This window comes from Stenotrophomonas maltophilia (assembly GCF_003970865.1).
Classification (GTDB): Bacteria; Pseudomonadota; Gammaproteobacteria; order Xanthomonadales; family Xanthomonadaceae; genus Stenotrophomonas; species Stenotrophomonas maltophilia_AR.
The window spans coordinates 67,467-92,490 of the sequence record NZ_RXLZ01000004.1; the positions used below are offsets into that span (position 1 = coordinate 67,467).

Consider the following 25,024-nt stretch of genomic DNA (forward strand, 5'->3'; position numbering starts at 1 on the left):
TTTCCTCCGCTCGCCACAGTAGATCCACGCCATGCGTGGATGCGTTACCTCACCGCCGTGCAAGCAGCACCAGCATCGCGCCGGTACCGCCTTGCCCGGTCGGCGCCGAATGAAACGCCAGCACGTCGTTGCGCAGCCGCAGCAGGCGATCGACCAGGTTCTTCAGTACCGGCGCACCGCCATCGGACTGCAGGCCCTTGCCATGGATGATGCGCACGCAGCCATAGTCGTGTGCATGCGCTTCCAGCAGGAACTGGCGCAGCAGCGTCTCCGCCTGCGACGCAGTGGCGCCGTGCAGGTCCAGCTCGTCCTGCACCGAGTACTGGCCACGCTTGAGGCGCTGGAACAGGCGTGGTGGCAGGTTGTCGCGGCGATAGCTGGCCACGTCGCCGGCTTCCAGTGGCGTGCTGTCGCGCAGCAGCCGGGCGAACTCGCCGGCGGCTTCGGCCTCGTCACGTTCGGCCATGCGCGCGCGCGGCTTCGGCCGGGGCGCAGCCGGTGCCGGCTCGGCATCCTTGCGCAGCGGCGTCACTTCGCCGATGGCCGCACGGAACAATGCGGCCGGATCTTCGTCTTCAGGGTGCGACATGCGCACAGGGTAAACCGCCGGCGCAGGTCTGCCTATGACGGTTCGATGTCGGTCGTGACCGCCGGCAGGGTAGGACCGGCGGCTCGCATGCGGCACAATAGACGATGCCCTTGCAGGGTCGACGGCTTCCGCAGGGGAGTACGACGGTCCCGCCCACACTGCACGGTGATGGAATCGAATTCTTGGAAAATCAAGCGGTTAAATCGAAGATGCGAATCCTGGTCAGTAACGACGATGGCGTCGACGCCGCAGGCATCCGGATGCTTGCTTCGGTGCTGCGTGAGGCCGGTCACGAAGTCACGGTGGTCGCGCCCGACCGCGATCGCTCCGGCGCCAGCAATTCGCTGACCCTGGACCTGCCGATCCGCCTCAAGCGCATCGACCACTACACCGTCTCGGTGGCCGGCACCCCGACCGACTGCGTGCACCTGGCGCTGACCGGGCTGCTCGAGTTCGAACCCGACATTGTCGTGTCCGGCATCAACAACGCTGCCAACCTCGGCGATGACGTGATCTATTCCGGCACCGTTTCGGCGGCGATGGAAGGTCGCTTCCTCGGCCTGCCGGCGGTGGCGGTCTCGCTGGTCACCCGCAACCACGATCCGAAACACTTCGAGACCGCCGCGCGCGCTGCGGTGGAGATCGTCGCCCGGCTCAAGGCCGATCCGTTGCCGGCTGACACCATCCTCAACGTCAACGTGCCTGATCTGCCGTGGAGCGAGGTCAAGGGCTTCGAGGTCACCCGCCTCGGCAACCGCCATCGCGCCGAAGGCTGCATCGCGCAGAAGGACCCGCGCGGCAACGAGGTGTACTGGATCGGCCCGGCCGGTCGTGAGCAGGACTCCGGCCCCGGCACCGACTTCCACGCGGTGCGCACCGGGCATATCTCGATCACCCCGATCCAGGTGGACCTGACCCGCTACCAGGCACTGGAGAAAGTGGCCAGCTGGGTCGGCGGCCTCAGTGCCGCGCTGGACCAGCCGGCATGAGCCCACGCCTGCGCCTGCAACCGGAAGCCGTCGGTATCGGCATGACCTCGCAGCGCGTGCGTGACCGCCTGGTCGACCGCCTGCGCGAAGCCGGCATCGTCGACGAGCCGACCTTGAACGCGATCCGGGTGGTGCCGCGCCATCTGTTCATCGACGAGGCACTGGCCTCGCGCGCGTACGAAGACACCGCGCTGCCGATCGGCCACGGCCAGACCATCTCGCAACCCTGGGTGGTCGCGCGGATGACCGAGGCAGTGCTCCAGGTCGCGCCGAAGCGGGTGCTGGAAGTCGGCACCGGTTCCGGTTACCAGGCCGCCATCCTCGGTGCGCTGGGCCTGGAGGTCTACACCGTGGAGCGCATCGGTGATCTGCTGCGCCAGGCCCGCAAGCGCTTCCGTGCGCTGGGCATGAACATCCGCACCAAGCATGACGACGGCCGTGTCGGCTGGGCCGAGCACGGTCCGTTTGATGCCATCGTGGTCACTGCGGCGGCGCCGGCACTGGTCGACGCCCTGATCGAGCAGCTGGCCGAGGGCGGCCGCCTGGTGGCGCCGGTTGGTGGCCCCGGGGCGCAGTCGCTGGTACAGCTGGACCGCAAGGCCGACGGCAGCATCGAACAACACGTGCTGGCGCCGGTCACGTTCGTGCCGCTGCTGTCTGGCATGCTCGACTAATCCACGGAGCAGGGTTGCATGAAGATTTTCGGGCCGCTGTACGAGCGGGCGATGAAGTGGGCGGCGCACGAACGCGCGCCGACCTACCTGACGGTGTTGAGCTTCTTCGAGGCGATCATCTTCCCGGTGATGCCGGAGGTGATGCTCGCGCCGATGTGCGTGGCCCAGCCCAAGCGCGGCTGGTGGTTCGCCACTCTCAGCCTGGCCGGCTCGATGGTCGGCGCGCTGATTGGCTATGCGCTGGGCCATTTTGCCTTCGAGGCGATCAAGCCGCTGTTCGAAGCGCTGGGCATGCTGCCGGCCATCGAGCAGGGCATCACCACCGTGCAGGCGAAGATGGCCGAGTCGCCGTGGGCGGTGTTCACCTTCCTGGTGCTGGGCGGCTTCATGCCCATCCCGATGAAGGTCTTCACGTGGGCATCGGGTATCGTCGGCGTACCGATGCCGCAGTACCTGTTGAGCATGCTGATCGGTCGCGGCAAGCGCGTGTTCGTGCTGGCTGCGGTCATCCGTATCGGTGGTGCGCGTGCTGAAGCGGCACTGCGTCGCTGGATTGAACCGCTGGGCTGGATCGCCACCGCGTTGGTGGTGGTGCTGATCGCCTGGCTTGTATGGAGGTCGAAGTTCGCATGAGTCCTGATCGTCTGAGCAAGGGAGTGCGCATCGGCGCGCTGGCGTTGCTGGTTTCCACCCTGGCCGCCTGCGGCACCGCCACCGTGGTCCGCCCGGGTGGTGGCAGCGCCGGTGGCGTGACCACGCCGAAGACCTCGGTGCCCAAGCCCGGGCAGACCGTGGTGGTGCGCAAGGGCGACACCATCTATGCGCTGGCCCGCATCCATGACATCACCCCGGCCGACCTGATTGCCTGGAACAGCCTGGACAACCCCTCGACCATCCATCCGGGGCAGGTGATCCGGCTGTATCCGGCCGGTGCCAGCGGCGGCCGCGCGCCCACCACGGTGGTCACCCCGCCGCGCTCGGGTGGCAGCAGTGGCGGCAGCACCACACCGGCCCCGGCGCCGGTCGGTCCGGTAAAGAGCAACATCGCCTGGCGCTGGCCGGCTGACGGCGCCATCGTTGGCCGCTACGTGGCCGGTGATGCGACCAAGCAGGGCGTGGACATCGCCGGCACCAGCGGCCAGGCGGTCAAGGCCACCGCCAATGGCGTGGTGGTGTACTCCGGTGCCGGTCTGGTCGGCTACGGCGAGCTGATCATCATCAAGCACAGCGACCAGTGGCTGTCGGCCTACGGCCACAACCGCAAGCGCCTGGTGAATGAAGGGCAGAGCGTGAAGGCCGGCGAGCAGATCGCCGAAATGGGCCGTACCGGTGCGAACCGCGACATGGTCCACTTCGAGATTCGCTACAACGGCAAGCCGGTCGACCCGCAGCAGTACCTGCCGGCGCGCTGATCGCCGTTGGATCGGGGAGCGCCGGGCCACGCCCGGCGTTCCCGACCTGTAGCGTCGAACCATGCTCGACTCGCTGCACGCCATTGGCCGCCGTGGGCGGTCATTTGCGACCTTGAGTGGCGCATTTCAAGCTTCCCGGCAAGCCAGGGAAGCGGCATGCTTCAACGGAACCAGCCCCCAATCCGGTGCCGCATGTCTCGCCCAACAGTCCTTTTCGTGCTGCTCATCGTCGCGCCATTGGCGACCGCCGCCAGCGATCCACGCGACGTGGTCACCCGTCTCTACGACGCCATCCAGGCGCCGACGTCGAACGAAACGGCCATTCCTCCGCTGCTGGGCGATGCCCTGCGCGCAGCCATTGATGCACAGCGCGCGTACGAACAGGCCTGCACCACGCTGGCTGCGCCTGACGAAAAGCCGCACATGCTGGACCAGAGCCCCTATCTCATGGCGCCGGATCGGCCGGAAACGGTAAAGGCGGGGCTGCCTGTGACGAGCGGTGAAGCCAGCTGGGTGCCCGTCGAGATGGCGATAGGCGACTATCGCTGGACCGACCGGGTCCTGCTGCAGCGGCAGGACCGGGACTGGAAGGTCATGGATATCCGCTGGGGGCAGGGCGGCAACCTGATTGGCCGGCTCAAGGCGTTCTCGGCCTTCCGCTGCACATCTTCGGGCAGCTAGCGCCGGGAGGCACCCGGCGACTCGACCTCAGCCTTCCAGAATGAAAGCAGCCGCGACCTTGCGGCCTTCGCCCGCCAGGATGTTGAAGGTGCGCGCGGCGGCTGGATTGTTCATCACTTCCAGGCCGATGCCGCGCGACAGGCAGGCGGCCATCACCACCGCCGGCGGGAATACCTGGCGGTCGCCGGTGCCGAGCACGATCAGCGCCGGGTTCAGCGCCAGGATCGGCTCCAGGTCAGTCAGCTGCAGCGCAGTGGCGCTCACCACCGGCCATTGCTTGACCAGCTGGTCCGGGGTCAGGAAGAAGCTGCTGCCCAGCACCTGGTCATTCACCTTGGCCGAGCGGCCATCGGCGGCACGCAGGCTGTAGGCGTAATCCGGCGGTTCGTGGTTCAGCTGCATGGCAGGAGGGCGATCAGCCGCGCGGCAGCACGATCTGGCGCTGTTCCTTGCTCGGGCGGTACAGCACCGCGACGTGGCCGATGCGCTGCACCAGCGCGCTTTCGGTGGCTTCGACGATCTCGCCGATCATCACGTCACGGGCGTCGCGGTCTTCGGCGGCGACCTTCACCTTGACCAGCTCGTGGCGCTCCAGCACTTCGTTCAGCTCAGCGATGAAGGCCGGGGTCACACCCTTGCCGCCGGTCTGCAGCAGGGCCTTCAGGTCGTGGGCTTGGCCGCGCAGGAAACGGGTCTGGGAGGCGGTCAGGGCGATGGACATGCAGGAAAACACGGTTGAATGGGGCGATCAGGGTATCATGAGGACCCCATCAGCCCCTATTTTCAATGGCTACCCGCAGCAAAAGCAGCCAGCGCTGGCTCAAGGAACACTTCTCCGACCCCTTCGTGAAGAAGGCCCAGGCCGAAGGCATGCGCTCGCGCGCCGCCTACAAGCTCGAAGAGCTGCTGGAACGTGACCGGTTGCTGAAGCCGCACATGGTGGTGGTCGACCTTGGCGCGGCCCCGGGCGGCTGGTCTCAGCAGGTGCGGAGACAGATCGGTGACACCGGCCGCGTGCTGGCCCTGGACATCCTGGACATGCCGCCGCTGGCCGGCGTGGAGTTCCTTCATGGTGACTTCAGGGAAGAAGCCGTTCTATCGCAGTTTGAAGCCATGCTCGGGGATCAGCCGGTAGACCTTGTGCTGTCGGACATGGCCCCCAATAAGAGTGGTGTAGGCGCGGTCGACCAGCCGCGGATGATGCACCTGGCGGAGCTGGCCCTGGATTTTGCCGACAACCACCTGAAGACCGGTGGGGCGTTCCTGATCAAGCTGTTCCAGGGGGAAGGCTTTGACGACTACGTGCGCGACATGCGCCGCCGGTACGACAAGGTCTCCATCCGCAAGCCGGAAGCGTCGCGCAAGCGCTCTCCCGAGGTGTATGCCTTGGGTCAGGGAAAACGCGCCCACATGAAGTAAGCTCGCAACGTACGCAAGTTCGACCCCAACGCAACGCCAGCACTGAGAGGAACACCGGAGCCAATGAGGATGAACGACTTGACCAAGAACCTCCTGCTATGGGTGGTCGTCGCCGTCGTGCTGATGGTGGTCTTCCAGAGCTTCTCGCCGAAGTCCTCCGGGGCCGGCGCGCAGGGCGCGTCGTACTCGCAGTTCCTGGACCAGGTGGACAGCGGCAACGTGCAGAAGGTCGCCTTTGGCGGCGACATGCGCGGCGGCACCAGCCAGCTGACCTACACCACCCGCGGTGGGCAGTCGTCCACCATCACCGCGCCGTTCGATCGTGACCTGATCAACGTGCTGCGTACCAAGAACGTGGAGATCGTGCAGGAGGAGCCGTCCAGCGGCATTTCCCTCGGCGCGATCCTGATGAATTTCCTGCCGGTCATCCTGATCATCGGCTTCTGGTTGTTCATCATGCGTCAGATGCAGGGCGGTGGCGGTGGTGCCAAGGGCGCGATGTCCTTCGGCAAGTCGCGCGCCAAGCTGCAGGGCGAAGACCAGATCAAGGTCACCTTCGCCGACGTCGCCGGCTGCGACGAGGCCAAGGAAGAAGTGGGCGAACTGGTCGACTTCCTGCGCGACCCGTCCAAGTTCACCAAGCTGGGCGGCAAGATTCCGCGCGGCGTGCTGATGGTGGGCCCGCCGGGTACCGGCAAGACGCTGCTGGCCAAGGCCATCGCCGGCGAAGCCAAGGTGCCGTTCTTCTCGATCTCCGGTTCGGACTTCGTTGAAATGTTCGTCGGCGTCGGCGCCAGCCGCGTGCGTGACATGTTCGAGCAGGCCAAGAAGCACGCGCCGTGCATCATCTTCATCGACGAAATCGACGCCGTCGGCCGCCACCGTGGCGCCGGCCTGGGCGGCGGTCACGACGAGCGCGAGCAGACCCTGAACCAGCTGCTGGTCGAGATGGACGGTTTTGAAGGCGGCGAAGGTGTGATCGTGATCGCCGCGACCAACCGTCCTGACGTGCTGGACCCGGCGCTGCTGCGTCCGGGCCGTTTCGACCGTCAGGTGGTGGTCGGCCTGCCGGACGTGAAGGGCCGCGAGCACATCCTGAAGGTCCACATGCGCAAGCTGCCGCTGGCCGACGACGTCGAGCCGATGGTGATCGCGCGCGGTACCCCGGGCTTCTCCGGTGCGGATCTGGCCAACCTCTGCAACGAGGCCGCCCTGTTCGCCGCGCGTGGCAACGAGAAGGAAGTCCGCATGGACCACTTCGACCGTGCCCGCGACAAGATCCTGATGGGTGCCGAGCGCCGCTCGATGGCCATGAGCGAAGAAGAGAAGACCCTCACCGCCTACCACGAAGCCGGTCACGCCATCGTCGGCCGCCTGGTGCCTGAGCATGACCCGGTCTACAAGGTCACCATCATTCCGCGCGGCCGTGCGCTGGGTGTGACCATGTACCTGCCGGAAGGCGACAAGTACTCGATGAACCGCGTGGCGATCAAGTCGCAGCTGTGCTCGCTGTACGGTGGCCGCGTGGCCGAGGAGCTGATCTTCGGTGCCGACAAGGTCACCACCGGTGCCTCCAACGACATCGAACGCGCCACCAAGATGGCCCGCAACATGGTCACCAAGTGGGGCCTGTCCGACCAGCTCGGCCCGATCGCCTATGGCGAAGAGGACGACGAGGTGTTCCTGGGCCGTTCGGTCACCCAGCACAAGAGCGTGTCCAACGACACCGCGCGCCGCATCGACGAGGAAGTGCGCAACATCCTCGACGAGGCTTACGCACGCACCACCGAGCTGATGACGGCCAACCTGGACAAGCTGCACGCGATGTCCCAGCTGCTGCTGCAGTACGAGACCATCGACGCGCCGCAGATCGACGCCATCATGGAAGGCCGCGATCCGCCGCCGCCGGCCGGCTGGAACAAGTCGAACAAGGATGGTGGCAACGACAAGGGCGGCGATGCCCGTCCGCTGCCGCCGATCGCGGGCCCGGCCGAATCGCACTGACGGCCTGCTGCACGTGACACCAGACGAGGCCGGGGCAACCCGGCTTCGTCGTTTCCGGGCCACTGGCCCATCCCGAATAACCGATCTGACGCTGGAGCCTGCATGTCCGCCCCGAAGCCCGAACCGATTTCCCACACCGTCGAAATGGTCATCGCCACCGTGGTCGGCGTGGGTGTGGGCCTGGGGGCCGACAACCTGCTGCTGGGCTGCGTGGTGGGTATCGGTGTCGGCATCGTGCTGAGCATTGCCAAGACCCTGTACGTGGACCGCAAGCGTCGCCGCCGTTGAGGGGTGTCGGCAGGGCTGCGCCCTGCACCCGTGGTAGTGCCGGCCGCTGGCCGGCAACCTCAGCAGCAACAGCAACAGCAACAGCAACAGCGGGCGTTCCTTAGGGTGGCGGGGCGGTGTGGGCAGGCAGGACACGCCGTAAACCCATCCCTGGGGGCTCGATGGCGCCATCCATGGCGCCAACGGTCCTGCCTGCCCACACCGCCCCACCTCTGACAGATTCCGACGGCTGTTGGTAGGTGTCGACCTTGGTCGACACGGTAGATCCACGCCATGCGTGGATGCTTTTCGATTCCAATTCGAAATATTCGATTCCGATGGAGATTCATCCACGCATGGCGTGGATCTACTGCAGATCGCCGGAATCTGTCGAAGGCGGGGTGGGTCCGGTTGCGGGGGCGTGAGCCGCATGGATGCGGCGACCGAGCTTACATGGACGTACTTGCAGCGCCCCCGCAACCGGACCCACCCCGCCTACCCACAGGAAGCCCGCTTCTGCTTCGGCTGTTGCTGTTGCTCCAGCTCGCAGCGGGTGCAGGGCGCAGCCCTGCCGATAACCCCCCCTTCCTGCGACCGTTCGTCGCACAGGCAACCCAGGACCCGGCTCTACACTAGCGGGGTGACCCGCCTGTCCCGCCCGCAGCGCCTTCTGCTCCAGCTCGCCGTCCTGGCGACGCTGTTGATGGTGCTTGCGCCACTGGTCAGCCGCGCGCTGCAGGCACAGCCGATGGAGCACGCCGCGATGGCGGGCATGGACCATGCCGCGATCGGCCATGACATGCACGCCATGGCCATGGCCGGGCACGATCAGCACGGCGCCGCGCCGGCTGCGCCCAGCCGCCCGGCCGACCCCCACGCCATGCACGGCGAAGCTTGCGAATACTGCGTGCTGGCCATGCGCCTGCTGCCGTGGCTGGCGGTGCTGGTACTGCTGTTGCCCGTGTTGTGGCGGCCGCGACTGGCCTTTCCTTGGTCACAGCAGGTACTACCAGCACTGCGCTGGCCGGCGCATGCCGCACGCGGGCCACCGCGCCCCTCCATCGTTCGCTGATTTCCCTATCGAATCTGCCGCACGACGCCTGACCGGGCGCCGTGCGCGCGTGCGTACTTTGGAGCTGTTCCGATGAAAATGACTTCCCGCCCCGCGGGCGCCTGTGCGCGCCTGCCGGTTGCCCTTGGCCTGGCCGTGGCCGCATCACTGGCCCACGCTGCGCCCGCCGAGCAGGCGCGCACCCTCGACACGATGGTGGTCACCGCCGCCGCACCGTCCTCGCCGCTGCACTGGGTGACCGATCCGCGCCTGCCGCGGCAGCCGGTGCCGGCCAGCGACGGTGCCGATTACCTGAAGACCGTCCCCGGCTTCTCCGCCATCCGCAATGGCGGCACCAATGGTGACCCGGTGCTGCGCGGCATGTTCGGTTCGCGGCTGAACATCCTCAGCAATGACGGCAACCTGATCGGTGCCTGCCCGTCGCGCATGGACAATCCGCTGTCCTACATCGCGCCGGAGAGCTTCGACCGGTTGACCATCATCAAGGGCCCGCAGAGCGTGCGCTGGGGCGCAGGAGCTTCGGCCGGAACCGTGCGTTTCGAGCGCGATACGCCGCGCTTCGAGGAACCGGGCCTGCGTGCGGACGCCAGCGCGTTGGTCGGCTCGCGCAACCGCAACGACCAGGTGCTGGACCTGACCCTGGGCAATCCGACCGGCTATGTGCGCGCCAGCGGCAACCGTTCCGAAGCTGACGACTACAAGGATGGCCACGGTGATGTGGTGCCGTCGAAGTGGCGCAAGTGGAATGGCGACGTGGCCATCGGCTGGACGCCGGATGCCGACACGCTGCTGGAAATCTCCGCCGGTGCCGGCGATGCCATCGCGCGTTACGCCGGGCGCGGCATGGACGGCGCCGCGTTCGAACGCACCAGCTACGCGGCGCGCTTCGAGAGGCGCAATCTGCCGGGTGCGTGGGACACGTTGCAGGCCAACGTGTACTACAACGAAGCCGACCACGTGATGGACAACTACACGCTGCGCACGCCGAACCCGCACAGCATGATGCCGATGCCGATGGCGTCGAACGTGGATCGCCGTACCCAGGGCGGCCGGGTCAGTTCCGAGTGGCGCTGGCAGGACGTGCAGCTGGTGGCGGGCGTGGATGGCGAGGACAGCCGCCATCGTGGCCGCATGGGCATGGGCCGCGACACCTACCGCCAGGCCGCCTGGGAGACCGATGCCAACTTCCGCCGCTACGGCGTGTTCACCGAGTTGACCCTCGGCGCCGGCACCGACCAGCGCTGGATCAGTGGCCTGCGCATCGACCGCGCCAGCGTCCGCGATGAGCGGCAATCGATCCGTGGAATGATGGGTAACCGGCCCAACCCCACCGCCGGGCAGACGCGCAAGGAATGGCTCGGCAGCGCTTTCCTGCGTTACGAGCAGGACCTGGCCGATGGCCTGACCTGGTACGCCGGGCTCGGCCACAGTGAACGCATGCCTGACTACTGGGAGCTGTTCTCGCCCAACCATGGCCCGGCCGGCGCAGTGAACGCGTTCACCGGCGTGCAGCCCGAACGCACCACCCAGCTCGACGTCGGCCTGCAGTACAAGGGACCGCGCGTGCAGGCGTGGGTTTCGGCGTACGCCGGGCAGATCCAGGACTACATCCTGTTCACCTACCACGGCAGCGGCATGATGGGCATGAGCCAGGCCCGTAATGTCGACGCGCGCATCGCCGGTGCCGAGGCGGGCCTGGAAGTGAGCGTGGCCGAGCAGTGGAAGCTGGGCGGCACGCTGGCCTATGCCTGGGGCGAGAACCGCGACCAGCAGCGTCCGCTGCCGCAGATGCCGCCGCTGGAAGCACGCCTGAGTGCGAACTGGGAAGGCGAGCGCTGGAGTGCCGGTGCGCTGCTGCGCGCGGTGACCCATCAGCATCGTGTCGCAAATGGCGAGGGCAATGTGGTTGCGCAGGACCTGGGGCCGAGTGCCGGCTTCGCCACCTTCGCGCTCAACGCCGCCTATCGCTTCAGTTCGCAGCTGCAGCTCAGCGCGGGTGTCGACAACCTGTTCGACCGTGCCTACAGCGAGCACCTGAACTTGGCCGGCAGCGCCGACTTTGGTTTCCCGGCTGACCCGGTGCGCATCAACGAGCCAGGCCGCAGCCTGTGGATGAAGGTGAACTACCGGTACTGATCCGCCGGGGATAAAAAACCGGGGCCGGATCCCCGCCAGGATCCGTCCCCGCCCGACGCCCTCCGTCGGGCAGCTTCGACTCTACGATGGCAACGCCTGCGGTGCACGGCTGGATACACCTCGACACATGCCGACACCGCTGCTGCCAGCCTTGCACGGAACGGGTTCACGGCGCTATCGCGACGCCGGTTCCACGCCGGTAAACGCTTGGCACATATCGCTTCTGTGGGCGCTTGCCTACACTCGGCGGCCGTGGATCACTCAGGACCGTTCATGTTGGCTCGCATCGCTTCGACCCTGGCCCTTGGCCTCAGCCTGGCCGTGCTGGCCGGGTGCGCGGGCAAACAGGAGGCCGCCGCCCGTCGGCAGGGAGAAGCGGTGCCGGTCACCGCGCAGGTCGTGCAGTCCACGCAGTGGAACGACACGCTGCAGGCATTGGGTACGGCCAAGGCGCGCGAATCCATCAGCGTGACCGCCAAGGTCAGCGAGATCGTCGAGAAGGTGCACTTCGAAAGCGGCCAGCATGTCGCCGCCGGTGCGCCGATCGTGACCCTGCGCGGGCAGGCCCAGGAGGCCGCGCTGGTGCAGGCGCAGGCCACCTTCCATGAGGCCGACCAGCTGTACAAGCGCCAGCGCGAGCTGGCCACGCAGCGGCTGGTGTCCAGCGCCACGCTGGATACGCAGAAGTCGATCCGCGATGCCGCCGAGGCGCGCGTGGCACAGATGCAGTCGGACATCGGTGACCGCCGCGTGCGTGCGCCGTTCGCCGGTGTGCTCGGCATCCGCCAGGTCAGCCCGGGCACGTTGCTGACGCCGACCACGGTGATCGCCACGCTCGATGACATCGAGCACATGCACATCGATTTCCAGGTGCCGGAAGTGGAACTGGCCGCGCTGGGTGTCGGTGACAAGGTCAGTGCCACCAGCGTGGCGTGGCCGGGCCGTACCTTCGAGGGCGTGGTCAGCACCATCGATGCACGCATTGATCCGGCCACCCGTGCGGTGACCGTGCGCGCCGACTTCGCCAACGGCGACCATGCCCTGCGCCCGGGCATGCTGCTGGACGTGCGCCTGTTCCATCCCGAGCGCCCGGCGCTGGTGATTCCGGAAATCGCGGTGGTGCAGGTCGGTCGCGATACCTTCGTGTACCGCATCACCGCCGACGACAGCGTCGAGCGTGTGGACGTGATTACCGGTGCGCGCCGTGCCGGCGTGGTCGAGATCAAGCAGGGCCTGGAAGCAGGCCAGCGCATCGTGGTCGATGGCACCGGCAAGCTGCGCCCGGGCCTGAAGGTCGCGGCAAAGGACGCGGCCCCGGCCACGGGTGCCAAGCCGGCTGATGCACCGGCGCCGGTCGCGGCCGAGGGCCACGGCGGATGAAGCTGTCCGACATCTCCATCCAGCGGCCGGTATTCGCCGTGGTGATGAGCCTGTTGCTGCTGGTGCTGGGCGTGATGTCCTTCACCCGCCTGACCCTGCGCGAACTGCCTGCCATCGATCCGCCGATCGTCTCGGTGTCGGTGGATTACACCGGCGCCTCGGCGGCGGTCATCGAAAGCCGCATCACCCAGGTGCTGGAAGATGCGCTGGCCGGCATCGAAGGCATCGATACGATCAACGCGCGCAGCACCAACGGCCGTTCGCAGGTCAGCATCGAGTTCACCTCCAACCGCGATATCGAAGCGGCGGCCAACGACGTGCGCGATGCGGTCAGCCGCGTCGCCGACCGCATGCCGGAAGAGGCGCGTCCGCCGGAAATCGCCAAGGTCGAAAGCGATGCCGACCCGATCATCTGGTTCAACATGGTCTCCTCGACCATGGACACGCTGGAGCTGAGCGACTACGCCGACCGCTACGTGGTCGACCGATTCTCCAGCCTCGACGGCGTGGCCCAGGTCCGCATCGGTGGCCGCCAGCGCTATGCGATGCGCATCTGGCTGGACCGCGACCAGCTGGCCGCACGCGGGCTGACCACCGGCGACGTGGAAACCGCGCTGCGCAACGAGAACGTGGAACTGCCGGCCGGCCGCATCGAGTCGACCGACCGTGATTTCACCCTGCGCGTGGAGCGCAACTACATCAAGCCGGAAGACTTCGCGACCATCCCGCTGGGCAAGGGCCGCGACGGCTACGTGGTGCGCATGGGCGATGTGGCGAAGATCGAGCTGGCCTCGGCCGAGCGCCGCGCCTACTACCGCAGCAACGGCGAGCCGGGCATCGGCCTGGGCATCGTCAAGACCTCCACCGCCAACTCGCTGGACGTGGCGCGTACCGCGCGCGCTGAAGCCGAGCGGGTAGCACTGACCCTGCCCAAGGGCACGCAGATCTTCGTCGCCTTCGACAACACCACCTTCATCGAAGCCGCGGTGGACCGCGTCTATGCCACGCTGGTGGAAGCGATGATCCTGGTGCTGGCGGTGATCTGGCTGTTCCTTGGCAGTTTCCGCGCCGCATTGATTCCCGCAGTGACGGTGCCGGTCTGCCTGGTCGCGGCGTTCATCGCGCTGTATGCGTTCGACTTCTCGATCAACCTGCTGACCCTGCTTGCCCTGGTGCTGTGCATTGGCCTGGTGGTGGACGATGCGATCGTGGTGGTGGAGAACGTGCAGCGCCGCATCGACCTGGGCGAGCCACCGCTGGTGGCCTCCAAGCGCGGTACCACGCAGGTCGCTTTCGCGGTGATTGCCACCACCGCGGTGCTGGTGGCGGTGTTCCTGCCGGTCGGTTTCCTGGAAGGCAACACCGGGCGCCTGTTCCGTGAACTGGCGGTGGCGCTGGCGGCGGCGGTGGCGTTGTCCGCCTTCGTGGCGCTGACGTTGACGCCGATGATGGCCTCCAAGCTGCTCAAGCCGCACACCGGGCAGGCACCGCGCGGGCTGCATGGCTTCATCAACCGTAATCTGGAGCGCCTGGCAGGTGCCTATGGGCGGGTGCTCGACCACCACGTCGACCGCACCTGGATCTACCTGCTGGTGATGGTGGCTGCACTGGCCGCCAGCTGGGGCCTGCTCAAGCTGCTGCCGTCGGAACTGGCGCCGGCCGAAGACCGTGGCTCGTTCCAGATCATGATCGACGGCCCGGAAGGTGCCGGCTACGACTACACCGTGCAGCAGGTGCAGCAGGTGGAAGCGATGCTGGCACCGCATGTCGGCCCGGACAAACCCATCGTGCGCGCCAACCCGCGCGTGCCGGGCGGCTGGGGCGCCAGCGAGGAAATGCACACCGGCCGCGTCAGCATCTTCCTGCAGCCGTGGCGCCAGCGCAGCGAGGGCACGCCGGAAGTGGCCAATGAGCTGCAGAAGGAACTGGACACCATCCGCGGCGTGCGCGTACGCACGCAGGTCGGCGGTGGCCTGGTGCGCAGCGGCGGGCAGCCATTCCAGATCGTGCTGGGCGGGCCGGAATATGCCGAGATCGCGCAGTGGCGCGACCGCATCCTGCTGCGCATGGCCGACAATCCCGGCCTGGTCGGCCCGGACTCGGACTACAAGGAAACGCGACCGCAGATGCGGGTCAACATCGACCGCCAGCGTGCGGCCGACCTCGGCGTGCCGGTCACCGCGATCGGTTCGGCACTGGAAACCATGATGGGCTCGCGCCGCGTCACCACCTTCGTCGACAACGGCGAGGAGTACGACGTGCTGGTGCAGGCCGGTCGCGATGGCCGTGCCAGCCCGGCCGACCTGGCCGCGATCCGCGTGCGCGCTACCTCCGGCGAACTGGTGCCACTGTCCAACCTGGTCACGCTGAGCGAAGTGGCCGAGGCCGGTACCCTGAACCGCTTCAACCGCCTGCGCTCGATCACCATCAATGCTGGCCTGGCGCCGGGGTATCCGCTGGGTGAGGCCATCTCCTGGGCGCAGCAGGTCACGCGCGAAGAGCTGCCGCAGTACGCGCAGGTGAACTGGAAGGGCGAATCACGCGAGTACCAGAGCGCTGGTGGCGCGGTGCTGCTGACCTTCGCGATGGCCCTGCTGGTGGTCTACCTGGTGCTGGCCGCACAGTTCGAAAGCTTCATCCACCCGCTAACCATCATGCTGACCGTGCCGCTGGGCGTGCTCGGTGCGCTGGTCGGGTTGTGGGTGAGCGGCGGCACGGTGAACCTGTTCAGCCAGATCGGCATCGTCATGCTGGTCGGCCTGGCAGCGAAGAACGGCATCCTCATCGTCGAATTCGCCAACCAGCTGCGCGACGACGGAAGAACCGTGCGCGAGGCGATCATCGAATCGGCGATGGTGCGCCTGCGCCCGATCCTGATGACCTCCATCGCCACCGTGGTCGGCGCGATCCCGCTGGTAGTGGCCGGTGGCCCCGGTTCGGCCAGTCGTGGCACGATCGGCATCGTGATCATCTTCGGCGTGACCCTCTCCACCTTCCTGTCGCTGTTCGTGGTGCCGGCGTTCTACGCGCGGCTGGCCCCGTACACCCGCTCGCCGGAAGCGGTAAAGCGCGAGCTGGAGAAGCAGGAAGCGGAGTCGCCCTCGGTGGGTGGCCATGCCTGATCCAACCACTCTGCTGCGGGGCGACGGCTTCCAGCTGCGCCCCTGGCGCCCGGATGATCTGGAATCGCTGCTGCGCCATGCCAACGACGCCGAGGTGTCGAGGGGCCTGCGTGATCGCTTCCCGTACCCGTACACGCGCGAGGATGGCGAGGCCTTCCTCGCCGGCCGCGTGCTGGCCCCCGGCACCCTGAACCTGGCCATCGAGATCGACGGCCACGCCTGCGGCAGCGTCGGGGCCCAGCAGGGCGTGGCCGAGCGTGGGCATACCGCCGAACTGGGTTACTGGCTCGGTCAGGCCTACTGGGGCCAGGGCCTGATGACCCGCGCGGTCGGCCTGTTCGCGCCGTGGGTGATGGACGAACTGCGCCTGTTCAGGCTGCAGGCCACGGTGGTCGACTTCAACCTCGGCTCGGCCCGGGTGCTGGAGAAGAACGGTTTCCAGGAAGAGGGCGTGGAGCGCTGTGCGGTCTACAAGCGCGGGGTGCTGCACGACCTGCGCCGCTTTGCCCGGGTACGCACGCAGCTGTCCTGAACACGCAGGCTGGCCGCCGTAGAGCCGAGCCCATGCCCGGCTTCCGCCGTCAGCCAGGGCTGGGCAGGGGCTCGACCCAGCAAAACAGCGCTACCGCAGCGGCCTTCGATCAGGGAGAATCGACCGGTCCCCTCCAGCCGACGGGACGTCCTTACAACCCGCCGACTGGAGAGAGCGCGCGTGGAAGCTACCGTACATTTCATCAACAGCATCATCTGGAGCAAGGCACTGATCTTCGTGTGCCTGGGCGCCGGCCTGTTCTTCAGCCTGCGCACGCGCTTCATGCAGATCCGCGGCTTCTTCGAGATGTGCCGCCTCACCGTCAAGGGTGAGAAATCCGACGCTGGCGTGTCCTCGTTCCAGGCCCTGGCCATGTCGATGGCCGGCCGCATGGGCATCGGCAACATTGCCGGCGTGGCCACCGCCATCGCCTTCGGCGGCCCCGGTGCGATCTTCTGGATGTGGGTGATGGGCTTCCTCGGCGCGTCCACCTCGTACGTGGAATGCACCCTGGCGCAGATCTACAAGACCAAGGACGCCGAAGGCCGCTACCGCGGTGGCCCGGCGTACTACATCGAAAAGGCCATGGGCCTGAAGTGGTACGCGCTGGCCTTCGCCATCGCCACGATCATCGCCGCCGGCTTCCTGATGCCGGGCGTGCAGGCCAACGCCATCGCCGACAGCATCATCAACGCCTGCCGTGGCACCGCACTGTGCGGCCCGCTCGACGGCCAGGTTTTCGGCATGGAGTCGGTGCAGGCGCTGAAGCTGGGCATCGGCATCGTGGTCGCGCTGCTGCTGGGCGTGGTGATCTTCGGCGGCGTCAAGCGCATCGCCAACTTCGCCGAAGTGGTGGTGCCGTTCATGGCCGCCGGCTTCATCCTGATGGCCATCGTCATCATGATCATCAACTACGACCGCGTGCCGGAAATGTTCGGCATCATCTTCAAGAGCGCCTTCGGCACCCACGCCGCGTTCGGCGCGATGATGGGTCTGGCAGTGGAGTGGGGCATCAAGCGCGGCATCTACGCCAACGAAGCCGGCCAGGGCTCGGGCCCGCATGCTGCAGCCGCTTCGGAAGTCTCGCACCCGGCCAAGCAGGGCTACGTGCAGGCCTTCGCCATCTACTTCGACACCATGATGGTGTGCACCGCCACCGCGTTCCTGATCCTGGCCAGCGGCACCTACAATGTGTACTCGCCGGCAGGTGCCGGCGCCCCGCCGATCTTCCAGGGCCTGGCCGGCATTCCGGAAGGCGCGGGCTACGCCCAGGCCGGTGTGGAAGCCGTGCTGCCGGGCTGGGGCTCGGCGTTCGTGTCCATCGCCATCTTCTTCTTCGCCTTCACCACCATCATGGCGTACTACTACATGGCCGAGACCAATCTCAGCTATGTGAACCACAACAAGAAGCGCCCGCTGACCGTGCTGGTGCTGCGCCTGGGCATCATCGGCATGGTGGTGTTCGGCGCGTTCCACAATGCCACCCTGGCCTGGGCGCTGGGTGACATCGGCGTGGGCCTGATGGCCTGGCTGAACATCATTGCCATCCTCATCATCCAGAAGCCGGCCATGCTGGCCCTGCGTGATTACGAACGACAGAAGAAGCTCGGCCTCGATCCGACCTTCGACCCCGATGCCCTGGGCATCAAGAACGCCGATTTCTGGCGTCAACGCAAGCTGGAGTTGTCCCGTAGTGAATGATCCCTGGAAGAACGCCCGCCGCCCGTCGTCGCGACCGCCGCGGGCCACCCCGCTGCCACCGCGTGAGGGCGGCACCCCGCCACCACCGGGGCGTGGCAACGACGAACTGCGCCTGTATGGCTGGAACGCCGTGCAGGCCCTGTTCGCCAAGCGCCCGCAGGCGCTGCGCAAGCTGTACCTGGTGGACGCGCTGATTCCGCGCATGCAGCCGGTGTTGAAGTGGTGCGTGGCCAACCGCGTGGGCTACCGCGTGGTGGAGGAGGGCGACCTCAACAAGCTGGCCGCTACCACGCACCACGAAGGCCTGGTGGCCGACGTGCTGCGCGCGCCGGTCGTGCCGCTGGCGCAGTGGCTGGAGGATCTTGGCGAAGGCCCGGCGTTGGCGCTGTGGCTGGACGGTGTGGGCAATCCGCACAACTTCGGTGCGATCCTGCGCTCGGCCGCGCACTTCGGCGTCAAGGCGCTGCTGCTGCCGGCTGGCAGCACACTGGCGCTGTCCGGTGCCGCCGCGCGCGTGGCCGAGGGTGGTGCGGAGTCGGTGCCGCTGGTGCAGCTGCCGGAGACCGCGGATGCCATGGCACAGCTGCGTGCGGCCGGCTTCGGGCTGGCGGCGACCCTCGTTGATGGTGGCGACGACGTGTTCCGTGCGTCGCTGCCGTCGCGTCTTGTGTACGTGATGGGCGCTGAAGGCGAGGGCATGGACCGCAGCTTGGCCAGCGAATGCGACCTGCACGTCTCGATTCCCGGCAGCGGCGCGGTGGAAAGCCTGAATGTTGCTTCCGCCACGGCCGTGCTGCTGGCGCAGTGGGCAAGTCGCCGCGGCTGAGTGACGCCCGGTGGGTGCGAACCTTGGTTCGCACCGCTCCTGCCGCTGCGCTCGCCGGGCATGGCCCGGCACTACCGATGCAGGACCCGCCGTGGTGGGTGCGAACCTTGGTTCGCACCACTCCTGCCGTTGCGTTCGCCGGGCATGGCCCGGCGTTTACCGCATCATTCGTTCGGCGGCGTGGTCGCCTTGGCCTCGCTGCCGAAACTGCCATCGGCTTCTGCCGCCAGGTACGCGAACACGGTGTACGCGGCTACGTTCTGCGCCAGCGCCTTCGGGTCGATCTTGTCCAGCGTGTCGTCGGCGGTGTGGTGCAGGTGGAAGTAGTCCGAGCCGTCCTGCGCCAGCCACGCCCATGCACCGCCCTTGGCGGCCAGCGGGCCAACGTCCGGGCCCGGGCCACCCTTGTCGGCCTGGTACTCGATGCCCAGCGGCTTCATCACTTCGGCAATCTGCTTGGTCGCTTCGCGCGAGCCTTCCGGGTTCGGCGAACCGGTATTGAAGGCATAGATGCGGCCGGCACCGAAGTCACTCTCGGCAGCCAGCTGGTGCAGGGCCACATCCTTGGCGTGCGCTTCGGCATACGCCTTGCCGCCGTACAGGCCCTGCTCCTCGTTGGCGAAGGCGATCACGCGGATGGTGCGCTTCGGCGCCTGCTTGAGCAGGCCGATCAGGTGACCCGCAGCCATGGTGATGCCCACGCCCGCGCCGTCATCCACCGCGCCGGTGCCCAGGTCCCACGAATCCAGGTGGCCGCCGATCACCACCACTTCCTTCGGCAGGCTGCGGCCGGTGATCTCGCCGATCACGTTGTACGAGGTGGCGGTGCCATCCCAGCCGCAATCCAGCGCCACCTTCACCGTGGTACTGCCACGGGTCAGCAGGCGGGCCAGTTGGTCGGCATCGGGCACCGACAGCGCCGCCGACGGCACCGGGGTCAGGCCGTCATCGAAACGGGTGATGCCGGTGTGCGGCACGCGGTGCGAGTCGGTACCGGCCGAGCGCATCAGGAAGCCGACCGCGCCCTTGCGGATCGCTTCGGACGGGCCCTTGCTGCGGATCGCGCCACCACGGCCATAGTCGCGGCCATCGCGGAACGGCAGCATCTGGTAGTCGACGAAGGCGATCTTGCCCTTCAGCGAACCGACCGGTGCGGCCTGCAGTGCGGCCAGGTCGGCAAAGCGCACCACTTCGGCTTCCACGGTGCCGCCCGGGCTGCCGCCCAGTGCCGTGATCTGCAGCGGCTGCGGGTTCCTGCCGGTCACGGCGGCGTGTTCGCTGCGGCGCTCCCACTTCGGGAAGGTCACCGGTTCCTTCCATACCTTGTCGAAGCCGAGGGCCTTGAACTTGGCCTCGGCCCAGGCCACGGCGCGGGCATCAGCCTCGCTGCCGGCGATGCGCGGGCCGATTTCGGTGGTGAGCGATTCGACCACCTTCCAGCCGGTGTCATCGGCCAGCGCCTGGTCGCGCAGCTGTGCGGCAGTGGCCAGCGACGCCGGGGGCAGGGTGGTGGTGTGCGGCGCCGCAAAGGCCGGGGCGGCCAGCAGGGCGAGGGAGGATGCGATGGCAAGGACGCGGCGACGCATGGACAGCTCCGGGAAGGGACCAAGCCTTGGAGCTTAACAGTCGTTCAGCCCGGCGCATGGGCGGGAGGTCATGGCTGGCGCGAACGCTGTTTTCCGCCATGACCGGCAAAGCGAAAGCCCCGCCGGGGCGGGGCTTTCGTGCAGTCGCGGTAGTGCCGGCCGCTGGCCGGCTCCCGCATGTTCCGATGTTGCCGGCCAGCGGCCGGCACTACCGTTCTGCGGCCTTATTTCTTCAGGCTGTCGCGGATCTCGCGCAGCAGCACCACTTCCTCGGCCGGTGCGGCCGGTGCGGCTTCCTGCTTGCGCGACAGGCGGTTGATCGTCTTGACCACCAGGAAGATGGCGAAGGCCACGATCACGAACTGGATCAACGTGTTGATGAAGTCGCCGTAGCCGATCACCACGGCCGGGATTTCCTTGCCGTCGGCACCGATGCTGGCCGGTGACAACGTCCACGCTAGCTGCGAGAAATCCACCTTGCCGATCAGCATGCCCAGCGGCGGCATGATGATTTTCTCGACCAGCGCGGTCACGATCTTGCCGAAGGCCGCGCCGATCACCACGCCGACGGCGAGGTCGATGACGTTGCCGCGCATCGCGAATTCCTTGAACTCGGTGAGCATTCCCATTGTTGTTTTTCTCCGGTGGGGGAAGTGGACAGCGCGCAGGGTAGCGCAGGTGATGTCAGCCGGCGATCACGCCGTGGCGCTCGGCCACGTTTTCCAGGCGGGCACTGAAGCGGTCGCCGGGCTTCAGTGCGGCCACCCCGGAGGGGGTGCCCATGAACACCAGGTCGCCGGCACGCAGCTGCCACAGCTTGGACAGCTCATGCAGGATCTCCGGCACGTTCCAGATCATCTGGTCCAGCAGCGCCTGCTGGCGCACCTCGCCGTTGACCTCCAGCGACAGGTTCAGTGCGGCCAGGTCGCCCACTTCAGCGGCATGCACGATCTCGCTGATCGGCGCGGAGGCATCGAAGCCCTTGGCTGCATCCCACGGGTGGCCCTTGTCCTTGGCCGCGGCCTGCAGGTCGCGGCGGGTCAGGTCCAGGCCCACGGCATAGCCATAGACCAGCGCATCGGCGTCGGCCACGGCCAGCTCGCCCGCGGGTGCATCGCGGCCGATCGCTACCACCAGCTCCACTTCGTGGTGCAGGTTGGCGGTCGCTGGCGGGTAGGGGATGGCATCGTCATGGCCGACCACGATCGCATCGGCCGGCTTGCTGAAGAACATCGGTCGGCCGCGGTCGTCGGCTGCCGGCACCGCCGCGCCCATTTCGCGGGCATGGTCGGCGAAGTTGCGGCCGACGCAGTAGATGCGGTGCACGGGGAAGCTGCCTCCGCCCACTACCGGGACACGCGGCAGGGCTACAGCAGGGATCACATCGGAGACATCGGACATGCGGGCATCCAGGAAGGGCATGCCCGCAGTCTAGAACGCATGGCGCCCGCCGTCAGCGGGCGCGGAGCACGTGGATCAGCGCGAGGCCGGCAGCACCGGCTTGCGCACCACGCGGTACTCACCCTCGACCACGGTCGGGTCGACCGGACGCGCGGCGCCCGGCTTGCGCGAGGCCAGCAGCTTCCACGCCAGGCCAACCAGGATCATCGCCGCACCGACGAACACGCCGATGAACACCATCGCGGCCAGGATCGCCAGGCCGAGCAGGCCCACGGCAACGCGCACCAGCGGGTGACGCGGCTTGCGCGGCGCGAACAGGGTGCGGAACTGGTTGAAGGCGGATGCGCGATTGAACATGGCGGCTCGATAGGCTGGGATCAGCGAAACCAGAGTATCGGGACGCGCCACTGTCATTGAGTGAAAAACTCGTTAAATATAGCCTGTGCTTATTACGGATCAATGACTTGTGTTCATGTCGCAGCCAGTCACCTGAGTGGGCATGCGACAATGCGGGTTTACTGTCCGAGCCTTCGCCATGACTGCCGCTGCTGCCCTGATCGCCCTTGATGCCATTGCCGATGGCGCGTTTGCCGAGGTCGAAGCGGTGGTTGATGGCGATGCCGAATCGCTGGTGCTGTACCGCGACGGCGCGCAGGTGCGTGCGTTCCTGAACATCTGCCCGCACGCCGGCCGCCGCCTGGACTGGGCCCCGGGCCAGTTCCTGAAGAGCCGTGAAGGCCACCTGGTCTGCGCCGCGCATGGCGCCTCGTTCACGCTGGACAGCGGCGACTGCATCGCCGGTCCCTGCAAGGGCGACCGCCTGCGTGCGGTGCCGGTGGACGTGCGCGACGGGCAGGTCTATCTGGCTTGAGGCAACCGGCGTGCGAATCAAGGTTCGCACTCACCGGATCAGCAGGTATTCAGAGATTCATCCACGCATGGCGTGGATCTACTGTGTCGACCAAGGTCGACACCCACCAAAGCGATGCACGACGCCGTTCTGGCAGATGGATGTGCGCGACGGGCAGGTCCATCTGGCTTGAGGCAACCGGTGTGCGAACCAGGGTCCGCACCCACCGGATCAGCAGGTATCCAAAGATTCATCCACGCATGGCGTGGATCTACTGTGTCGACCAAGGTCGACACCTACCAAAGCGATGCACGACGCCGTTCTGGCAGATCGCGGCAATCTGTCGAAGGCGGGGTGGGTCCGGTTGCGGGGGCGTGAGCCGCATGGATGCGGCGACCGAGCTTACATGGACGTACTTGCAGCGTCCCCCGTAACCGGACCCACCCCGCCATCCCACGGAATGCCAGCCTTTGACGTTGACGTTGATTCGGCGGGTGCAGGGCGCAGCCCTGCCGACAAACCCAACCCTCAGAACATCAGGTTGATCATCAGCACCACCACGCAGGTGTAGATCAGCGACAGCGGTCCGCCGACCCGCCACATCTCGCGCGGGGTGTAGTTGGCCGGGCCGGTGATCATCGAGATCACCGGGTTGGAGGCCGTCATCAGATTGTTGGACGCAGACAGCGCCACGATCAGCGCGAACGCGGTCGGGTTGCCGCCGGCTGCCAGTGCCAGGTTCACCGCAATGGGCACCATCACGATGGTCGCGCCCACGTGGCTGATCACCAGCGAGAACGCCGTGGTCAGCAGCGCCAGCGCCACCTCCAGCACCCACACCGGGATGCCGGTGGGCAGCTTGTCGATGGTATGGCCGGCCACCCACGCCGCCGCACCACTGGAATCCATCGCCCAGCCGAGCGGAATCAGCCCGGCCATCATGAACACCGTTTTCCAGTTGATCGAGGCATACGCCTCGTCCATGCGCAGCACGCCGGTCAGCAGCATGCCGGCCACGCCGGTCATCAGCGTCAGCGCCACCGGCAGCTTGCTGGTCAGCGCGATCAGGATGGTCAACGCGAAGATCGCCATCGCGATCTTGAACTTGTGCGGGCGCTGTTCGCCGGTCGGGTAGTCGGTGACCACCACGAAGTCGCGGCTCTTGGCCGCCTGTGCCAGGTCGGTCCAGATGCTGTGGAAGACCAGCATGTCGCCGGCACGCAGCTGCACGTCGCGCACGTCCTCGCGGATCACCTGCTTGTCGCGGTTGATCGCCAGCAGGCTGATGCCGCGCTCCTTGCGCAGGCGCAGGTCGGCCGCGCTCTTGCCGATCACGTTCGAGGTCGGCGGCACCACCGCCTCGGAAATACCGGCACGGCTCGGGTTGAACAGGTCACCCAGGTGCTTCAGGCGCGAAGACATGCGCAGGAACTGGTTCTGCGCGAAGTCGTTGATCTGCTCGCGCGGGCCCATTGCACCGAGCACGCTGCCGACCCAGATGCGCATCTCCGCAGGCGGCGCCAGGCGGGTGTCATTGCCGGTCTTCAGCGCCAGCAGCAGCGGGGCATCGTGCAGGTTCTCCGCTTCGCCCAGCGTCATGCCCACCAGCGGGCTTTCGGCACTGACCACCAGCTCGAACACATCGCCTTCGATGCCGTAGGTCTTGGCAAAGTAGCTTTCGGTGCGCGCCGGGGTGACCCCGTCGTTGACCAGGCTTTCTTCCTCGACCAGCTTGCGGTCGCCGTAATAGCGGAAATACAGCAGCGAAGCGATCAGCAGCGCCACGCCGATCGGCAGCGGCGCGAACATGCGCAGCGGCTCGATGGTGGCCAGGCCGGAGGGCAGGTTGTTGTTGGCCGAGGCCAGCAGATCGTTCAGCAGGATCAGCGGCGAATTGCCGACCATGGTCAGTGCGCCACCCATCACGATCGCCGCCGAGATCGGCAGCAGCAGGCGCTGCATCGTCAGGCCGGTGCGCGCCGCCAGTCGCGAGGCGACCGGCAGGTACAGCGCCATCACCGACGGGTTCTGCATGAAGGACGAGTTCAGGCCGGCGATGGCCGTGGTCATCATCAGCAGCCGCTGCTCGACGCCATGGCCGCGCCGCAGCAGCCACGCGGCCAGCCGGTTCAGTGCCCCGGTGCGGTCCAGGCCGGCACCGAGGATGGTGGTGGCGATGATGCTCATCACCGCGTTACCGGAGAAGCCGCCGAAGATTTCCTCCGGCGCGATCAGCCCGGTGACACCGAGCACCACCAGCACCACCAGCGCGACCACGTCGGCGCGGATGCGCTCGAACAGGAACATCGCCATCGTGAAGCCGACCAGCCCGAGCACGAGCTTCATGTCATTGGTCAGCGTCAGCGCGGTATCCATGTGGGGC

24 protein-coding genes are annotated in these 25,024 nt (G+C 67.1%); 16 read left to right on the top strand and 8 right to left on the bottom strand.

What is annotated here, in order from left to right; genetic code table 11:
• Positions 1-49: 49 nt before the first annotated feature.
• Entirely contained in the window at positions 50-589 is a 540-nt protein-coding gene (locus tag EKL94_RS02295) for a Smr/MutS family protein (RefSeq protein WP_088025603.1), read from the bottom strand.
• Positions 590-798: 209 nt separating this feature from the next.
• Here EKL94_RS02295 and surE point away from each other — a divergent pair, with 209 nt between their 5' ends.
• The 5 genes from surE (at position 799) to EKL94_RS02320 (ending at position 4,345) form a co-directional block, all read left to right on the top strand.
• On the top strand, positions 799-1,578 hold the full coding sequence (gene surE, locus EKL94_RS02300) for a 5'/3'-nucleotidase SurE (RefSeq protein WP_010485979.1): 780 nt from the start codon (positions 799-801) through the stop codon (positions 1,576-1,578).
• Positions 1,575-2,252, top strand: a complete 678-nt coding sequence (locus EKL94_RS02305) for a protein-L-isoaspartate(D-aspartate) O-methyltransferase (RefSeq protein WP_010485977.1) — start codon at positions 1,575-1,577, stop codon at positions 2,250-2,252. The genes surE and EKL94_RS02305 overlap by 4 nt, the downstream gene beginning before the upstream one ends.
• An 18-nt stretch (positions 2,253-2,270) precedes the next feature.
• Positions 2,271-2,885 (top strand): YqaA family protein, encoded by a 615-nt coding sequence (locus EKL94_RS02310; protein WP_126927824.1) that lies wholly within the window; start codon positions 2,271-2,273, stop codon positions 2,883-2,885.
• Positions 2,882-3,664 carry a peptidoglycan DD-metalloendopeptidase family protein gene (locus EKL94_RS02315; protein ID WP_126927825.1) on the top strand — a complete coding sequence of 261 codons (783 nt, stop codon included), beginning with the start codon at positions 2,882-2,884 and terminating at the stop codon, positions 3,662-3,664. Before EKL94_RS02310 ends, EKL94_RS02315 begins: the two co-directional genes overlap by 4 nt.
• 192 nt (positions 3,665-3,856) lie before the next feature.
• The gene (locus EKL94_RS02320; protein ID WP_126927826.1) at positions 3,857-4,345 is read left to right on the top strand and encodes a YqhG/Tai3 family protein; all 489 of its coding nucleotides are present in this window, start codon (positions 3,857-3,859) and stop codon (positions 4,343-4,345) included.
• Positions 4,346-4,372: 27 nt separating this feature from the next.
• Here the strand turns inward: EKL94_RS02320 and EKL94_RS02325 are convergent, their stop codons facing one another.
• Entirely contained in the window at positions 4,373-4,747 is a 375-nt protein-coding gene (locus tag EKL94_RS02325) for an Mth938-like domain-containing protein (RefSeq protein ID WP_126927827.1), read from the bottom strand.
• 13 nt (positions 4,748-4,760) lie between these two features.
• Complete coding sequence (gene yhbY / locus EKL94_RS02330) at positions 4,761-5,066, bottom strand: ribosome assembly RNA-binding protein YhbY (RefSeq protein WP_004152868.1); 306 nt, start codon at positions 5,064-5,066, stop codon at positions 4,761-4,763.
• Positions 5,067-5,131: 65 nt separating this feature from the next.
• Here yhbY and rlmE point away from each other — a divergent pair, with 65 nt between their 5' ends.
• The 10 genes from rlmE to EKL94_RS02380 all read left to right on the top strand — a co-directional run bounded on the left by rlmE (position 5,132) and on the right by EKL94_RS02380 (position 18,804).
• Positions 5,132-5,764 carry a 23S rRNA (uridine(2552)-2'-O)-methyltransferase RlmE gene (gene rlmE, locus EKL94_RS02335; protein WP_005409014.1) on the top strand — a complete coding sequence of 211 codons (633 nt, stop codon included), beginning with the start codon at positions 5,132-5,134 and terminating at the stop codon, positions 5,762-5,764.
• Positions 5,765-5,833: 69 nt separating this feature from the next.
• A complete protein-coding gene (gene ftsH / locus EKL94_RS02340; RefSeq protein WP_010485966.1) occupies positions 5,834-7,768 on the top strand; it encodes an ATP-dependent zinc metalloprotease FtsH in 1,935 nt (644 codons plus the stop codon).
• Between the two features lie 102 nt (positions 7,769-7,870).
• Positions 7,871-8,056 carry a hypothetical protein gene (locus tag EKL94_RS02345; protein ID WP_043034328.1) on the top strand — a complete coding sequence of 62 codons (186 nt, stop codon included), beginning with the start codon at positions 7,871-7,873 and terminating at the stop codon, positions 8,054-8,056.
• A 619-nt stretch (positions 8,057-8,675) separates the two neighbouring features.
• Positions 8,676-9,107, top strand: a complete 432-nt coding sequence (locus EKL94_RS02350; RefSeq protein ID WP_126927828.1) for a DUF2946 domain-containing protein — start codon at positions 8,676-8,678, stop codon at positions 9,105-9,107.
• A 72-nt stretch (positions 9,108-9,179) separates the two neighbouring features.
• Positions 9,180-11,243, top strand: coding sequence for a TonB-dependent copper receptor (locus EKL94_RS02355; protein WP_126927829.1), 2,064 nt, complete (start codon positions 9,180-9,182; stop codon positions 11,241-11,243).
• A 273-nt stretch (positions 11,244-11,516) separates the two neighbouring features.
• Positions 11,517-12,623, top strand: a complete 1,107-nt coding sequence (locus tag EKL94_RS02360; protein WP_126927830.1) for an efflux RND transporter periplasmic adaptor subunit — start codon at positions 11,517-11,519, stop codon at positions 12,621-12,623.
• Positions 12,620-15,745 carry an efflux RND transporter permease subunit gene (locus tag EKL94_RS02365; RefSeq protein WP_126927831.1) on the top strand — a complete coding sequence of 1,042 codons (3,126 nt, stop codon included), beginning with the start codon at positions 12,620-12,622 and terminating at the stop codon, positions 15,743-15,745. Before EKL94_RS02360 ends, EKL94_RS02365 begins: the two co-directional genes overlap by 4 nt.
• Positions 15,738-16,277 (top strand): GNAT family N-acetyltransferase, encoded by a 540-nt coding sequence (locus EKL94_RS02370; protein ID WP_126927832.1) that lies wholly within the window; start codon positions 15,738-15,740, stop codon positions 16,275-16,277. Before EKL94_RS02365 ends, EKL94_RS02370 begins: the two co-directional genes overlap by 8 nt.
• 180 nt (positions 16,278-16,457) lie before the next feature.
• Positions 16,458-17,978 carry an alanine/glycine:cation symporter family protein gene (locus EKL94_RS02375; RefSeq protein ID WP_126927833.1) on the top strand — a complete coding sequence of 507 codons (1,521 nt, stop codon included), beginning with the start codon at positions 16,458-16,460 and terminating at the stop codon, positions 17,976-17,978.
• On the top strand, positions 17,971-18,804 hold the full coding sequence (locus EKL94_RS02380; RefSeq protein WP_126927834.1) for a TrmH family RNA methyltransferase: 834 nt from the start codon (positions 17,971-17,973) through the stop codon (positions 18,802-18,804). Before EKL94_RS02375 ends, EKL94_RS02380 begins: the two co-directional genes overlap by 8 nt.
• A gap of 164 nt (positions 18,805-18,968) precedes the next feature.
• On the opposite strand, the gene EKL94_RS02385 is transcribed toward EKL94_RS02380, so the two are convergent.
• The 4 genes from EKL94_RS02385 to EKL94_RS02400 all read right to left on the bottom strand — a co-directional run bounded on the left by EKL94_RS02385 (position 18,969) and on the right by EKL94_RS02400 (position 22,148).
• Complete coding sequence (locus EKL94_RS02385) at positions 18,969-20,390, bottom strand: M28 family peptidase (protein WP_126927835.1); 1,422 nt, start codon at positions 20,388-20,390, stop codon at positions 18,969-18,971.
• A 224-nt stretch (positions 20,391-20,614) separates the two neighbouring features.
• Positions 20,615-21,019: a large-conductance mechanosensitive channel protein MscL gene (mscL, locus tag EKL94_RS02390; protein ID WP_032130206.1), complete on the bottom strand. Its 405-nt coding sequence runs from the start codon at positions 21,017-21,019 to the stop codon at positions 20,615-20,617.
• Positions 21,020-21,074: 55 nt separating this feature from the next.
• Positions 21,075-21,791: a fumarylacetoacetate hydrolase family protein gene (locus tag EKL94_RS02395; protein WP_006387611.1), complete on the bottom strand. Its 717-nt coding sequence runs from the start codon at positions 21,789-21,791 to the stop codon at positions 21,075-21,077.
• A gap of 75 nt (positions 21,792-21,866) precedes the next feature.
• Complete coding sequence (locus tag EKL94_RS02400) at positions 21,867-22,148, bottom strand: hypothetical protein (protein WP_019660189.1); 282 nt, start codon at positions 22,146-22,148, stop codon at positions 21,867-21,869.
• A gap of 178 nt (positions 22,149-22,326) precedes the next feature.
• Here EKL94_RS02400 and EKL94_RS02405 point away from each other — a divergent pair, with 178 nt between their 5' ends.
• A complete protein-coding gene (locus tag EKL94_RS02405; RefSeq protein WP_100440271.1) occupies positions 22,327-22,662 on the top strand; it encodes a Rieske (2Fe-2S) protein in 336 nt (111 codons plus the stop codon).
• Between the two features lie 507 nt (positions 22,663-23,169).
• On the opposite strand, the gene EKL94_RS02410 is transcribed toward EKL94_RS02405, so the two are convergent.
• Positions 23,170-25,017 carry an SLC13 family permease gene (locus EKL94_RS02410; protein WP_099553757.1) on the bottom strand — a complete coding sequence of 616 codons (1,848 nt, stop codon included), beginning with the start codon at positions 25,015-25,017 and terminating at the stop codon, positions 23,170-23,172.
• Positions 25,018-25,024: the final 7 nt, after the last annotated feature.

Bases quoted from the DNA above. Each gene is read 5' to 3' on its own strand.
- yhbY (WP_004152868.1), bottom strand. From the start codon at position 5,066: ATGTCCATCGCCCTGACCGCCTCCCAGACCCGTTTCCTGCGCGGCCAA.
- EKL94_RS02385 (WP_126927835.1), bottom strand. From the start codon at position 20,390: ATGCGTCGCCGCGTCCTTGCCATCGCATCCTCCCTCGCCCTGCTGGCC.
- EKL94_RS02395 (WP_006387611.1), bottom strand. From the start codon at position 21,791: ATGTCCGATGTCTCCGATGTGATCCCTGCTGTAGCCCTGCCGCGTGTC.
- ftsH (WP_010485966.1), top strand. From the start codon at position 5,834: ATGAACGACTTGACCAAGAACCTCCTGCTATGGGTGGTCGTCGCCGTC.
- EKL94_RS02360 (WP_126927830.1), top strand. From the start codon at position 11,517: ATGTTGGCTCGCATCGCTTCGACCCTGGCCCTTGGCCTCAGCCTGGCC.
- EKL94_RS02295 (WP_088025603.1), bottom strand. From the start codon at position 589: ATGTCGCACCCTGAAGACGAAGATCCGGCCGCATTGTTCCGTGCGGCC.
- EKL94_RS02345 (WP_043034328.1), top strand. From the start codon at position 7,871: ATGTCCGCCCCGAAGCCCGAACCGATTTCCCACACCGTCGAAATGGTC.
- EKL94_RS02355 (WP_126927829.1), top strand. From the start codon at position 9,180: ATGAAAATGACTTCCCGCCCCGCGGGCGCCTGTGCGCGCCTGCCGGTT.
- EKL94_RS02365 (WP_126927831.1), top strand. From the start codon at position 12,620: ATGAAGCTGTCCGACATCTCCATCCAGCGGCCGGTATTCGCCGTGGTG.
- mscL (WP_032130206.1), bottom strand. From the start codon at position 21,019: ATGGGAATGCTCACCGAGTTCAAGGAATTCGCGATGCGCGGCAACGTC.
- EKL94_RS02305 (WP_010485977.1), top strand. From the start codon at position 1,575: ATGAGCCCACGCCTGCGCCTGCAACCGGAAGCCGTCGGTATCGGCATG.
- rlmE (WP_005409014.1), top strand. From the start codon at position 5,132: ATGGCTACCCGCAGCAAAAGCAGCCAGCGCTGGCTCAAGGAACACTTC.
- EKL94_RS02410 (WP_099553757.1), bottom strand. From the start codon at position 25,017: ATGGATACCGCGCTGACGCTGACCAATGACATGAAGCTCGTGCTCGGG.
- EKL94_RS02310 (WP_126927824.1), top strand. From the start codon at position 2,271: ATGAAGATTTTCGGGCCGCTGTACGAGCGGGCGATGAAGTGGGCGGCG.
- EKL94_RS02370 (WP_126927832.1), top strand. From the start codon at position 15,738: ATGCCTGATCCAACCACTCTGCTGCGGGGCGACGGCTTCCAGCTGCGC.
- EKL94_RS02400 (WP_019660189.1), bottom strand. From the start codon at position 22,148: ATGTTCAATCGCGCATCCGCCTTCAACCAGTTCCGCACCCTGTTCGCG.
- EKL94_RS02405 (WP_100440271.1), top strand. From the start codon at position 22,327: ATGACTGCCGCTGCTGCCCTGATCGCCCTTGATGCCATTGCCGATGGC.
- surE (WP_010485979.1), top strand. From the start codon at position 799: ATGCGAATCCTGGTCAGTAACGACGATGGCGTCGACGCCGCAGGCATC.
- EKL94_RS02325 (WP_126927827.1), bottom strand. From the start codon at position 4,747: ATGCAGCTGAACCACGAACCGCCGGATTACGCCTACAGCCTGCGTGCC.
- EKL94_RS02320 (WP_126927826.1), top strand. From the start codon at position 3,857: ATGTCTCGCCCAACAGTCCTTTTCGTGCTGCTCATCGTCGCGCCATTG.
- EKL94_RS02315 (WP_126927825.1), top strand. From the start codon at position 2,882: ATGAGTCCTGATCGTCTGAGCAAGGGAGTGCGCATCGGCGCGCTGGCG.